The sequence below is a fragment of the Solimonas aquatica genome, from assembly GCF_900111015.1.
GTDB lineage: Bacteria > Pseudomonadota > Gammaproteobacteria > Nevskiales > Nevskiaceae > Solimonas > Solimonas aquatica.
In genome coordinates this window covers 62,163-74,695 of the sequence record NZ_FOFS01000017.1, presented here as the reverse complement: position 1 = coordinate 74,695, position 12,533 = coordinate 62,163, and the positions used below count along the sequence as shown (strand labels likewise).

8 protein-coding genes and 1 pseudogene are annotated in these 12,533 nt (G+C 65.4%); 5 read left to right on the top strand and 4 right to left on the bottom strand.

Features of this window, described 5'->3' with window-relative positions:
* The first annotated feature begins 66 nt into the window (after window positions 1-66).
* On the top strand, window positions 67-1,137 hold the full coding sequence (locus BMY12_RS18430) for a helix-turn-helix transcriptional regulator (RefSeq protein ID WP_177189072.1): 1,071 nt from the start codon (window positions 67-69) through the stop codon (window positions 1,135-1,137).
* Window positions 1,138-1,265: 128 nt separating this feature from the next.
* On the opposite strand, the gene ilvD is transcribed toward BMY12_RS18430, so the two are convergent.
* Entirely contained in the window at window positions 1,266-3,113 is a 1,848-nt protein-coding gene (gene ilvD / locus BMY12_RS18425; RefSeq protein WP_093289330.1) for a dihydroxy-acid dehydratase, read from the bottom strand.
* A 103-nt stretch (window positions 3,114-3,216) separates the two neighbouring features.
* Between ilvD and BMY12_RS18420 the strand changes: the two genes are divergently transcribed.
* Window positions 3,217-4,113 (top strand): LysR family transcriptional regulator, encoded by an 897-nt coding sequence (locus BMY12_RS18420; protein ID WP_093289328.1) that lies wholly within the window; start codon window positions 3,217-3,219, stop codon window positions 4,111-4,113.
* A gap of 20 nt (window positions 4,114-4,133) precedes the next feature.
* On the opposite strand, the gene BMY12_RS18415 is transcribed toward BMY12_RS18420, so the two are convergent.
* The 3 genes and pseudogenes from BMY12_RS18415 to guaA all read right to left on the bottom strand — a co-directional run bounded on the left by BMY12_RS18415 (window position 4,134) and on the right by guaA (window position 7,842).
* Entirely contained in the window at window positions 4,134-5,966 is a 1,833-nt protein-coding gene (locus tag BMY12_RS18415; RefSeq protein ID WP_093289326.1) for an ATP-dependent nuclease, read from the bottom strand.
* Between the two features lie 38 nt (window positions 5,967-6,004).
* A pseudogene (locus BMY12_RS20955) lies at window positions 6,005-6,275 on the bottom strand (type IIL restriction-modification enzyme MmeI); the annotation flags it as partial.
* Complete coding sequence (gene guaA, locus BMY12_RS18410) at window positions 6,271-7,842, bottom strand: glutamine-hydrolyzing GMP synthase (RefSeq protein WP_093289324.1); 1,572 nt, start codon at window positions 7,840-7,842, stop codon at window positions 6,271-6,273. The pseudogene BMY12_RS20955 and the gene guaA, both read right to left, overlap by 5 nt.
* A 129-nt stretch (window positions 7,843-7,971) precedes the next feature.
* On the opposite strand from guaA, the gene BMY12_RS18405 reads away from it, so the two are divergent.
* From BMY12_RS18405 to BMY12_RS18390, 3 genes are all read left to right on the top strand, one after another.
* Complete coding sequence (locus BMY12_RS18405; RefSeq protein ID WP_093289322.1) at window positions 7,972-10,356, top strand: TonB-dependent receptor; 2,385 nt, start codon at window positions 7,972-7,974, stop codon at window positions 10,354-10,356.
* A gap of 109 nt (window positions 10,357-10,465) precedes the next feature.
* Window positions 10,466-10,774: an endonuclease domain-containing protein gene (locus BMY12_RS18400; protein ID WP_218140258.1), complete on the top strand. Its 309-nt coding sequence runs from the start codon at window positions 10,466-10,468 to the stop codon at window positions 10,772-10,774.
* A gap of 336 nt (window positions 10,775-11,110) precedes the next feature.
* On the top strand, window positions 11,111-12,475 hold the full coding sequence (locus BMY12_RS18390; RefSeq protein ID WP_245732621.1) for an MATE family efflux transporter: 1,365 nt from the start codon (window positions 11,111-11,113) through the stop codon (window positions 12,473-12,475).
* Window positions 12,476-12,533: the final 58 nt, after the last annotated feature.

Genomic DNA, 12,533 nt, shown 5'->3' with positions numbered 1-12,533 from the left:
GAGTCAGAGTGGACATTCGATAGTCATATCAGGCCAAATTGCGCGCTCCCACCCTCCGCCCCGCACATGAGTGCCCGTCTACTTTCGCAGCGCAGTCCGGTTCCGGCGACGCTGCATCCGGTCTACCTGCGCCTGTTCTGCGAAACCCTGCAGCGGCGCGGTGTCGCCGAGCTGCCCGGCCTGCTGCGCGCCGCCGGGCTGCCGGCGGCGCTGGACGAGGTGAGCGAGCCGGTGGAACTGCGTCATGCGCTGAGCTTCATCCGCCTCGCACGGCGGCAATGCAGCGACGCGCTGCTGGCGGTGGAATGGGGGCGACGCGTGCGCAGCAATATGCACGGCAATGTCGGCACCGCCATCTTCAGCAGCGCCAATCTGCGCCAGGCCCTGCAGAGTCTGGTGACGCTGATGCCGCTGCGCTGCGCCAACCTGCGCCTGAGCCTGCGCGAGTCCGGCAGCCAGCTGCGCCTGTGCTACGAGCCCGCGCTGCCGCTCTACGAGCTGGAAGAGTTCATCGCCACGGTCACGGTGTTCGCGCTGCAGGATCTGATGCACAGCCTGCTGGGCCGCCAGCTCAACCGCGTCTGCTTCGAGCTGCCTTTCGCTCCGCCGGCCTGGGTCGCGCAGCGCGGCGCGGTGTGCAGCAGCGAGCTGCTGTTTCACGCGCCGATGCTGGCCGCGCGCCTGCCGCTGGAACTGCTCGACCGCGCGCTGCCTTCGGCCGATGCCCCCGCACACGCCGCCGCGCTGCGGCAATGCCAGCTCGATCTGCGGCGCAGCGCCACGCGCCTGAGCGAGCGCCTGGCCGCCTATCTCGGCGCGCAGGCCGAGACCTTTCCGACGCTCGCCCAGGCGGCGGATTACTTCCATCTGTCGCCGCGCAGCCTGCGGCGCGGCCTGCAGCAGGAAGGCGAGAGCTTCCAGAAGATCCTCGACCGCGTGCGCATGGACGCCGCCGCGCTGCTGCTCGAGGAATCGGCGCTGGACGTGCAGGAAGTGGCGCGGCGTCTGGCGTATCAGGACGCCTCGAACTTCATCCGCGCGTTTCGCCGCCGTTACGGCCAGACGCCGCGCCAGTTCCGCGAGGCACCGCGCGCCGCCCTGATGCGCTCGAGCGCAGCGCAGGGCGAAGGCGCGTAAGGGCCAGGCACTGCGCGTGGCGCTGGATCAGTCCCCTCTCCCTCATCGCGCCGCTCTCCCTGCAGCGCGAGCAAAAAAACGGCACGCCTGCGCGTGCCGTTGCCACTTCAGACCGTCGCAGCGCCGCTTCAGTCATCCAGAAGCTTCAGGTCACGCACCGCGCCCTTGTCGGCGCTGGTCACCAGCTTGGCGTAGGCGCGCAGCGCGGCGCTGACCTTGCGCGGACGCGGCTGCGCCGGCTTCCAGCCCTTGGCGTTCTGCGCCACGCGACGACGCGCCAGTTCCTCGTCGCTGACATCGATGCGCACGATGCGATTGGGAATGTCGATGACGATGCTGTCGCCGCTCTGGATCAGGCCGATGTTGCCGCCCTCGGCCGCTTCCGGCGAGACGTGGCCGATGGACAGACCCGCCGTGCCGCCGGAGAAGCGGCCGTCGGTGATCAGCGCGCAGAGCTTGCCCAGGCCCTTGGACTTCAGATAGCTGGTGGGATAAAGCATCTCCTGCATGCCGGGGCCGCCGCGCGGACCTTCGTAGCGGATCAGCACCACATCGCCGGCCTTCACCTTGCCGGAGAGAATCGCTTCCACCGCCGCGTCCTGGCTTTCCAGCACCACGGCCGGGCCGCTGAACTTGAGAATGCTGGCGTCCACGCCGGCGGTCTTCACGATGCAGCCGCGCTCGGCAAGATTGCCGTACAGCACGGCCAGACCACCGTCCTGGCTGTAGGCGTGCTCACGCGCGCGGATGCAGCCCTTCTCGCGATCCAGGTCCAGGGTCTCGTAGCGCGTGCTCTGCGAAAACGCCTGCGTGCTGCGGATGCCGGCCGGACCGGCGCGGAAGAATGCATGCACCTTGGCATCGCTCGTGCGCTTCACGTCCCAGCGCGCCAGGGCCTCGGCCAGCGAGGCGCTGTGCACGGTGGGCACGCTGGCGTCGAGCAGGCCGCCGCGCTCCAGCTCGCCGAGAATCGCCATCACGCCGCCGGCGCGATGCACGTCTTCCAGATGGTAGTGGCTGGACGGCGCCACCTTGCACACGTTCGGCACGCGACGCGAGAGGCGGTCGATGTCGGCCATGGTGAAATCCACCTGCGCTTCCTGCGCCGCCGCCAGCAGATGCAGCACGGTGTTGGTGGAGCCGCCCATGGCGATGTCCAGAGTCATCGCGTTTTCGAAGCCGGCCTTGCTGGCGATATTGCGCGGCAGCACGCGCTCGTCGTTCTGCTCGTAATAGCGGCGGGCGAGGTCCACGACCAGGCGACCGGCCTCACGGAACAGCTGCTCGCGGTCGGCATGCGTGGCCACCAGCGAGCCATTGCCCGGCAGCGACAGGCCCAGGGCCTCGGTCAGGCAGTTCATGGAATTGGCGGTGAACATGCCCGAGCAGGAGCCGCAGGTGGGGCAGGCGGAACGCTCGATGTTCGCCACATCTTCGTCGGAGACCTTGTCATCGGCGGCGGCGACCATGGCGTCCACCAGATCCAGCGGAATCACCTGGTCGGACTTGGCGAGCTTGGTCTTGCCGGCTTCCATCGGTCCGCCGGAGACGAACACCACGGGAATGTTCAGGCGCAGCGCGGCCATCAGCATGCCGGGCGTGATCTTGTCGCAGTTGGAAATGCACACCAGCGCGTCGGCGGTGTGGGCATTGACCATGTACTCGACGCTGTCGGCGATGATGTCGCGCGAGGGCAGGCTGTAGAGCATGCCGTCATGGCCCATGGCGATGCCGTCGTCCACGGCGATGGTGTTGAACTCCTTGCCCACGCCGCCGGCCTTCTCGATCTCTTCGATCACCAGCTGGCCCAGATCCTTCAGATGCACATGGCCGGGCACGAACTGCGTGAAGGAATTGGCCACCGCGATGATGGGCTTCTGGAAGTCGCCATCCTTCATGCCGGTGGCGCGCCAGAGCGCGCGGGCTCCGGCCATGTTGCGGCCGGCGGTGCTGGTGCGGGAACGGTAGGTGGGCATGGGAGACCTCGGGCCTGGCGGATGCTTGGGGGCGCTATTGTGCTTGGCGGCTTGTATATCGGCCAATACAATCGGCAACGGTCTGCCATAGGGATTGCGAATAGTGGAACTGCGCCAGCTGCGTTACTTCGTGGCTGTGGCCGAGGAGGGCAACTTCTCCAGGGCGGCGCTGCGCCTGCACGTCTCGCAGCCGCCGCTGTCGGTGCAGATCAAGGCCCTGGAGCGGGAGCTGGGCGTGCACCTGTTCGCGCGCAGCAATCGCGGCGTGGCGCTCACCCCCGCCGGCCGCGAGTTCTTTGAGGAGGCCCGCAGCCTGCTGGAGCGCCTGGAGCAGGCGCGGCTGCGCGTGCAGCAGACCGCGCGCGGCGAGGCCGGCACCCTGTCCGTGGGCTTCGTCTCGATTGCCGATTACGGCATCCTGCCGCCGGCGCTCAAGGACTTCCGTGCACGCTTTCCGCGCGTGGAAGTGCAGCTGCACGAGATGACCACCGATGCGCAGATCCGCGCCCTGCGCGATGCACGTCTGGATCTGGGCATTGGCCTGGCGCCCGTGGACGAGCCGGACCTGCGCTTCAAGCGCGTGATGCGCGAGGAACTCGTGCTCGCCGTGCCCGCTGCGCATGCCATCGCCCGGCACGACGCCCCTCTGGACCTGCGCGAGCTGGCGCGTGAAAGCTTCATCGTGCCGCCGCGTGAAATCGCGCCCGGCCTCTACGATCTCACCATCGGCCACTGCCGCGCGCACGGCTTTGCGCCGCGCATCACCCAGCAGGCGCGGCAGATGCAGACCGTGATCAGCCTGGTGTCCTGCGGCATGGGCTTCGCCCTGGTGCCGGCCTCGGTCAGCAATCTGCGCCGCCCCGGCGTGGTGTACCGGGCGCTGCGCGGCAAGCCGGCGCGCATCGAGCTGGGGGTGCTCAGTCCGAAACAGGGCCACAACCCGCTGCGCGAGAACTTCGTGAAGGCTTTGCTGGGGGCGGTGGGGGAAGCGCAGAGCTGAGGCTTGATCGATGTTCGTTATCAGGAGTCTGCGTTATCGCCTGTGTCGTCGCCGGCCGTTTCACCATGCTTGCTTGCTTGTTCAAACATACTGTGAAGCAAGTCGAGTTTATCGCGCACCTCAGTTGCGGCGGCGGGTGTCAGCTCCGCATGTGGAATCAGCCGATGCAGCTCGCCCTTAGTGAGCTGCATCACGCCACCTACCTTTTGTGCTAGTAGGCGAAAGAAAGACTCCGCTACCGTGCTTAGCTTTAAGCGCTCGGTGCGTGCTTCCCAGATTAGACGTGCGGCGTCAGTCGGCGACGCCGCCCAAGTCTCATAATCCCCAACGTTGTTTCCGAAAATATCATGTCGCAATGTTTCGGCTAGCGCTTCGTCCACCATAGCCCGCGTCTGCTGTGTGAACAAATCGTCAGCCGGATATTGCGCGTACGCGTAACGGCGAAGTAGTTCGGGTGTAATGAAGTAGTTTTCGGCCTCATAACGCCGCCAGTAGCGAATTTGCAATGCGCCCTCGTCGCGGTCCTGACGATTTTGTCCGTCGTTGTCGAGGATCGCCAAACCCCGTAGTTCAGGTAAGAGGTTACGCAGGCCGTTGAAATGCTCTCGTGGCGTCAGGCCGAAGCCGCCCTCGACTCGCTCCAATTCGGCGCCCACGTCCTGCAAGGGATAGTTGTTCTGCACATAAAAGCTGTTGATGCGTTCATCCCAGATGTCAGCTACTGGATGATTCAGCTTCTGAGCGAGGCCACGCAGCATATCTACGTCAGTGCCGCCTTCAACATACAACACATAGCCGCGTTCGCGGGCTTTAACATAGTGCTCGGCACCAAAGTGCCTTAGGCTGTTACGAATATCTTGCTTTCTCGCAAGATCGTCGGCGCGACCTTCCAGCAGCAGCGTAAGGTTGGTATCCAGAGCCTCATCGAGGATCACCTCGGAGTGGGTCACCATTACCACCTGCGAGCCATTTTCGCTAGCGATATCTCGCAGCAAAACATAGATCTGCTTTTGCCGCAGAATTTCCAGGTGGGCATCGGGCTCGTCCACCAACAGAATGCTGCGTTTGTGCGAATACAAATAGGAAAACACCAGCAGCATCTGCAACATGCCACGACCCGCTGATGAAATATCTAGTGCCTCTTTCACTCCGGGTTGACGGTATTGCAGGGTAATGCTGCCACGACTGCTTTCCTCGGGCTGCTCTAGGCGCACATTGAATAGTCGATGCATCAACCCCACCACTCGCCGCCAGTCCTCCGTTGAAGACTTAGCCACGGCTAGACACAGGTTGCGCAGCACGTCTGCGGTACGGCCCTGACCGAGTAATACGTCCACCCGGCCAGGTTGAAGAACAGGCTCTTCGGTATCCAGTCCCGACATCGGGTAGAGCAGCTCAACTCTCAGGCTGGCGGCATGGGCGATCAATTCCAAGTCACTGCTGACCGAGTCGTCTGGGGCGCAATAAACCAATTCATCGCCCTGACTGCGGAAACGCATCGCCAAGGCGCGGACCTGCCCCTGGTATTCCACTCCAACGTTAAGGACCATGGGAATGTCCTTGTTGCCCTTCCGAACGTGGGTGTTGTGCCAGAAAAAGCGCGTGCGCGTAACCGGTACGGCCACGATGTTCAATCGGTTCAGTGAAGTGGCGGTGCGCTCCTTGGCCGAAGAATCCTTGCGAACGTCGTACCAAGTACGCACCGCCTGCGACCATAGCGCTAGCGCCTGGATGGCGCTGGTTTTGCCGCAGTTGTTGGGGCCGATAAGCACGGCTGGATGATCGAGTTCGATACGCTGCCTGTGGCCAAAGCGCTTGAAGCTTTCAATCTCGATGTAGTGCAGCAGTCGCATGATCAGGTCCTTCCCCTGGATTCAGAAGTCTGCGGTCATCAAACTACATTCTTCGGCTTTTGTCCCGCCGAGGTGATCATCTTGGAGTAGAGATCGAACAGCTTCTCCGGCCGCTCGGTATCGTTACTTGAAGTGCTAACTTATAAAACTGCGCTCCAGCACATTGTCGTTGCGATTGTGGGAGGCGTGCAGATCCGACAGCATGCTCTCGGGGTGTACGGGTCGTCGATAGTTGCGGGAAAGTAATGCTCCCGCGTCCGCAGGATATCGCCCTGCGCAACGCGTCAGATCGGGCTTCATCGATTCACTCCCACTCGATCGTCGCCGGCGGCTTGCCGCTGATGTCGTAGACCACGCGCGACACGCCGGGAATTTCATTGACGATGCGCCGTGAGCAGACGTCCAGCAGCTCGTAGGGCAGGTGCGCCCAGTGCGCGGTCATGAAGTCGATGGTCTGCACGGCGCGCAGGGCAATCACCGGCTCGTAGCGGCGGCCGTCACCGGTCACGCCCACGCTCTTCACCGGCAGGAACACGGCAAAGGCCTGGCTGGTCTGGTCGTACCAGCCGCTGCGGCGCAGTTCTTCGATGAAGATGTGGTCGGCCAGACGCAGGGTGTCGGCGGCGGCCTTGGTGACTTCGCCCAGGATGCGCACGCCCAGGCCGGGGCCGGGGAAGGGGTGGCGGTAGACCATCTCGCGCGGCAGGCCCAGCTCCACGCCGATGGCGCGCACCTCGTCCTTGAACAGCTCGCGCAGCGGCTCCACCAGCTGCATCTTCATGCGCTCGGGCAGGCCGCCGACATTGTGATGGCTCTTGATCACATGCGCCTTGCCGGTCTTGGCGCCGGCGCTTTCGATCACGTCCGGATAGATCGTGCCCTGCGCAAGGAAGTCGATGCCTTCCAGCTTGTGCGCCTCTTCATCGAACACTTCCACGAACAGCCGGCCGATGATCTTGCGCTTGGCTTCGGGATCGCTCACGCCCTTGAGTTCGGAGAGGAAGCGGTCTTCGGCATTGACGCGGATGACCTTCACGCCCAGATGCTCGGCGAAGATCTTCATCACCTGATCGCCTTCCTGGTGGCGCAGCAGGCCGTGATCCACGAACACGCAGACCAGCTGCTCGCCGATGGCCTTGTGCAGCAGGGCCGCGACCACGGAGGAGTCCACGCCGCCGGACAGGCCCAGCAGCACTTTCCGGTTGCCCACCTGCGCGCGCACGCGCTCGATGGCGTCGCTGATGATGTTGCCGGCGCTCCAGGCATTGCCGCAGCTGCAGATTTCGTGGAGGAAGCGCGAGTAGATGCGCGCGCCCTGCGTGGTGTGGGTGACTTCCGGATGGAACTGCAGGGCGTAGTAGCCGCGGGATTCATCGGCCATGCCGGCGATGGGCACGTCCTTGGTGGAGGCGATCAGCTTGAAGCCGGCCGGAATCTCGCTGACATGATCGCCATGGCTCATCCAGACGTCGAGCAGGCCGTGGCCTTCGTCGTTGACGCGGTCTTCGATGTCGCGCAGCAGCTGCGAATGGCCGCGCGCGCGGATCTCGGCGTAACCGAATTCCTTCACCTTGCCCGGCGACACCTTGCCGCCGAACTGCGCGGCCATGGTCTGCATGCCGTAGCAGATGCCCAGCACCGGCACCTGCAAGTCCCAGACCGCCTGCGGCGCGCGCGGCGAGCCGGCTTCCAGCACCGATTCCGGGCTGCCGGACAGAATCACGCCCTTGGGGGCGAAGGCGCGCACCGCCTCGTCGGCCATGTCCCAGGGGTGGAGCTCGCAGTACACGCCCAGCTCGCGCACGCGGCGCGCGATCAGCTGGGTGTACTGGGAACCGAAGTCGAGGATGAGGATGCGGTCGGAATGGATGTTCATGGCAGGCCCGGCGGAAGCCGCGCATTTTACCCCGGGGCGCGGGCTGTCATACGGCCCTGCGGCGGTTCTTGCTATATAAGCGCCGAACTTTGCACCGCACAGCCTGGGATTGGGGAATCCTGCACCGTCATGACCGACACCGCCGTCGTCCGCGCGCCGCTGGGCGCGCTCGCCCTGCTTTGCCTTTTCGCCGCCGCGCCCGCCGGGGCGCAGCCGGAGCCGCCCACGCTCAGCCTGCCGGCGGAGGCGCCCGCCACGCCGCCACCGGCCGCGGCGGACGCGCCCGGGCCGCAGATCGCCGAAATCATCGTCACCGCCCAGAAGAAGGCGCAGAACCTGCAGGACGTGCCGGTCTCGGTGGGGGTGCTCTCGGGTGACACCCTGCGCGAGTCCGGCAATTCCGAGGTCGGCGCGCTGGAAAACTTCGTCGCCAATGTGCAGATCGACACCGACCCGCAGGCGCCGGTGATCGGCATCCGCGGCTTTTCCACGGAGACCGACAACGTGGGCTTCGAGTCCTCCGTGGGCCTGGTGATGGACGATCTGGCCCTGGCGCGGCCCGAATTCGTGCCCGATGGTCTCTACGATCTGCAGCGCATCGAGGTGCTGCGCGGCTCGCAGGGCACGCTGTTCGGCAAGAACACGGTGGCCGGCGTGATCAACTTCGCCACGCAGGAGGCCAGGCCCGAGGACAGCGGTTATCTGATGCTGACCAGCGGCGATCCGCGCCAGGTGCGCGCGGAGAGCGCGGTGAATCTGGCGCTCACGGACTGGTTGTCCGGCCGCGCCGCCGGCACCTGGTGGAACAAGCAGGGTGATGTGGAGAACGCCACGCTGGATCGCCGGGAGGGCAGCTTCAATCAGGGCGCCGGCCGCCTGCGTCTGCTGGCCACGCCGGGCGAGCGCTGGCGCATCAGCCTGCTGGGCCAGTATTCGCACACGCATGCGGACTACTCGCCCTGGCAGCTCTACGCCGCCACGCCCGAGGCGCTGTCCTATGCGCAGAGCTTCGATGCCAGCGCCGAAGACAATGGCCTGGACGCCCACACCACCGCCAACACGCCGGGCTATGTGAAGCGCACGTCCAATCTGCAGCGCGCCCTGATCGACTACGAGCTGGGTGAAGCGCTGGGCGCGCACGAGGTGAAGCTCACCACGGTGCTGGGCCATGCCGCGTTCAAGATCGATGCCTTCTACGACATCGACACCACGGCCTCCGACATCGTCAACACCGTGTTCAACGTGAACTACCACCAGAACTCCATCGAGCTGCGGCCCAGCGGCCGCAGCGATTCGCTGCTGGGTTTCGGCGGCGAGGTGGACTGGACCCTGGGCCTGTACTACTTCCGCTCGGATCTGGGCAGCCACTTCGACACCCTGGGCGGCGACAACCTGGTGGACTTCGCGCTCAGCAGTGCCGGCCTGGAGGCCCTGGGCCTGCCCGGCGCGCAGCTCAATGCCCTGCTGGCGCTGCTGCCCAACATCAGCCTGCCGCTCAATGACAGCCTGCGGCGCGGCTTTGCGCAGCAGGCGCAGAGCTATGCGGCTTTCGGGCAGATGAGCTGGAAACTCGGTGAGCAGCTCAGCGCGATTTTCGGCCTGCGCCTGGGCCAGGACCGCAAGCAGGCCGACTTCGACGTCACGCAAACCGGCATCGGCCTGATCTCCAATGTGGTCGGCGCCACGCCGTTTGCCGCGCATCTGGAGCGCCGTGAAAACGACTTCTCGCCCAAGGCCGGCCTGCAATACCGTTTCACGCCCGCGTTGATGGGCTTTCTCACCTACACGCGCGGCTTCAAGGGCGGCGGCTTCAATGCCACGGCCGACAACGACCACAATCTGGAGTTTGAACCCGAGCGCGCCGGTGCCTGGGAAACCGGCTTCAAGAGCCAGCTGTTCGCGCGCAGCCTGATGTTCAATCTCACCCTGTATCGCACCGACATCCGCAATCTGCAGGTGGTGGACCTGACCGGCACCGAGTTCGCGGTGAGCAATGCCGCCGAGGCGCGGCTGCAGGGCGTGGAGACTGAAATCCTCTGGCAGGCGCCCTGGCCCTGGCTGAGCGTGGCCAGCTCGATGGCCTATGGCACGGCGGAATACACGAGCTACCACGAGGCACCGGCGCCGGCCTACGACAGCGACGGCCAGCAGGACTTGAGCGGCAAGACCCTGGCCCACGCCCCGCGACTCACGGCCTCGCTCTCACCCAATCTGAAGTTCCCGCTGGGCGAGACGCTGGCGGCGAGTCTGGGTGTGGACTACAGCTATCGCAGCGGCCAGTACTCGGCCATCGACCTCGACGATCACAGCCACCAGCGCGGCTACGGCCTGTGGGGCGCGCATCTGGGCCTGCAGACTGCGGACGAGCACTGGCAGCTGCAGCTCGCCGGCAACAATCTCAGCGACAAGCGCGCGCTGGATCTGGTTTTCGACCACGCGGTGTTCGCCAATACCTATGGCGCGGTGCAGACCCCGCTGCGCAGCGTCACGGCGAGCCTGCGGTACAACTGGTGAGTGCGGTGCCGGACTGACTTTGTGATGGCCGGCGCGGATGCGTGGCGCAGATGCGCGTGTACTGCGGCGCATGCAGCAACGCGATTTCGCCAAGGCCTTGCGGCGCCGGATGAGCGATGCCGAATGTCATCTGTGGTTTCATCTGCGCGCGCATCGTTTTGCCGAGCAGAAGTTTCGGCGTCAGCAGCCCATCGGGCCTTATGTCGTGGACTTCGTGCACTTTGCGGCGCGCGTCATCGTGGAGGCCGATGGCGGACAGCATTGCGAATCTGCCAGCGATGCGCGCCGCGATGCCTGGCTGAAGGCACAGGGTTTCACCGTGCTGCGCTTCTGGAACGACGAAATTCTGCTGCGTACGCCACAAGTGCTGGAGGCGATTGAGCAGGCGTTGCGGGAGCGGCTTCCCCCTCTCCCCTGACCCCTCTCCCGCAAGGGGAGAGGGGAATAGACTCGTTCGAGCTTCGAGCTTCGAGCTTCGAGCTTCGAGCTTCGAGCTTCGAGCTTCGAGCTTCGAGCTCTGAGCTCTGAGCTCTGAGCTCTGAGCTTAGAACCCCGGACCCCGCAATCCGAGTGCCGAACCCTCGATGCGTCACAAAACTTTTCCCCTCTCCCCTCGCGGGAGAGGGGCAGGGGAGAGGGGGCGGGCCCTGACCACAAACCTCAGCTCAGGAACTCCACCGCTGGCATTGCCCCGACGAACTGCGCAGACTACGCGGCCCCGCGCGCCCGCTGCGGTGAACACGCACCACGACTCATGCTGAATCTGCCGTCCCTGCCGCTGCTGCGCACCGAGCTGCGCGCCTACTGGCGCCTGGCCTGGCCCATCGTGATCGCGCAGCTGTCCTTCATCGGCATGGGCACCGTGGACACCATGCTGGCCGGCCATCTGGGCGAGCAGGCGCTGGCGGCGGTGGCCGTGGGCAGCAACATCTTCTTCCTCAGCTTCGTGTTCTTCATGGGTTTGTTCATGGCGGTGTCGCCGATGGTGGCGCAGGCCATCGGGCGCGGGGCCGCCGCCGAGGCCATCGGTGCGCGGCTGCGCGCGGTGCTGCTGCTGGCCATCGTCGCGGGCCTGCTCTGGGCAGCCTTCATCTACGGCACGCGCGCGCCGATCCTGGATCTGCTGGGTCTGGATGCGCAGACCTACACCTACGCCGACGGCTATCTGCGCGCCATCGCCTGGGCGGCGGTGCCGTTCTGCCTGAGCTTCACCCTGCGCAATGCGGCGGATGCGCATGGCCTCACGCGCGTGGCGCTGATCGTCGCGGCGATCACCCTGCTGTTCAACGGGGTGCTGGCTTATGTGCTGATGTACGGCCGCTTCGGTCTGCCGGCGCTGGGGCCGGCGGGCACCGGTTATGCCACGTCCATCTCCGGTTATCTGATGGTGCTGCTGTATCTGTGGCTGTACCGTCATCACGCGCCGTTGCGTGCGCTGCATCTGCTGCAGGCGCGCGCGCTGCCGATGCTCTCCGTGGCGCGCGAGCTGCTGCGCGTCGGCGGCGCCACGGCTGCGATCCTCACCGCCGAGGCCAGCCTGTTCCAGATCGGTGCCTTGATCGTGGCGCGCTTCGGCGCGCAGGCCATGGCCGCGCATCAGGTGGCCATCAATTTCGCCTCGCTGGCCTTCATGGTGCCGATGTCGATCGGCATGGCCGCCACTGTGCGCGTGGGTCATGCGGCGGGCGCGGGCGATCAGGCCGGCGTGGCGCTGCGCGGGCGCGTGGGCATTCTGCTCGGCGCCGGCTTTGCGCTGTGTTCGGCGAGCCTGATGCTGGGCGCGCCGCAGTGGATCGTCGCGGCTTACACCGATCAACAGGCCGTGGCGCAGCTGGCGGTGCGCTTTCTGATGTTCGCGGCGGTGTTCCAGATCTTTGATTGCATCCAGGCCACCGCCAACGGCGCGCTGCGCGGCATCAAGGACACGCGCCTGCCCATGCTCATCACCGTCGCCGCCTACTGGGTGCTGGCCATGCCGCTGGCGCTGTGGCTGTCATTTCGCACGCCGCTGGGGCCGCTGGGCGTGTGGAGCGGCTTCATTGCCGGCCTGGCGGTGGCGGCGGTGGGGCTGTCGTATCGCTTCCTCAGCCATACGGGGCCGGCGTCTGGTAAGTATTAAAAGGATTGTTTGGATTGCACTGCTCCGATACCCCACCATCGGAAAGCCTGATAGGGTC

Bases quoted from the DNA above. Each gene is read 5' to 3' on its own strand.
- BMY12_RS18415 (WP_093289326.1), bottom strand. From the start codon at position 5,966: ATGCGACTGCTGCACTACATCGAGATTGAAAGCTTCAAGCGCTTTGGC.
- ilvD (WP_093289330.1), bottom strand. From the start codon at position 3,113: ATGCCCACCTACCGTTCCCGCACCAGCACCGCCGGCCGCAACATGGCC.
- BMY12_RS18400 (WP_218140258.1), top strand. From the start codon at position 10,466: ATGAGCGATGCCGAATGTCATCTGTGGTTTCATCTGCGCGCGCATCGT.
- BMY12_RS18430 (WP_177189072.1), top strand. From the start codon at position 67: ATGAGTGCCCGTCTACTTTCGCAGCGCAGTCCGGTTCCGGCGACGCTG.
- BMY12_RS18390 (WP_245732621.1), top strand. From the start codon at position 11,111: ATGCTGAATCTGCCGTCCCTGCCGCTGCTGCGCACCGAGCTGCGCGCC.
- guaA (WP_093289324.1), bottom strand. From the start codon at position 7,842: ATGAACATCCATTCCGACCGCATCCTCATCCTCGACTTCGGTTCCCAG.
- BMY12_RS18405 (WP_093289322.1), top strand. From the start codon at position 7,972: ATGACCGACACCGCCGTCGTCCGCGCGCCGCTGGGCGCGCTCGCCCTG.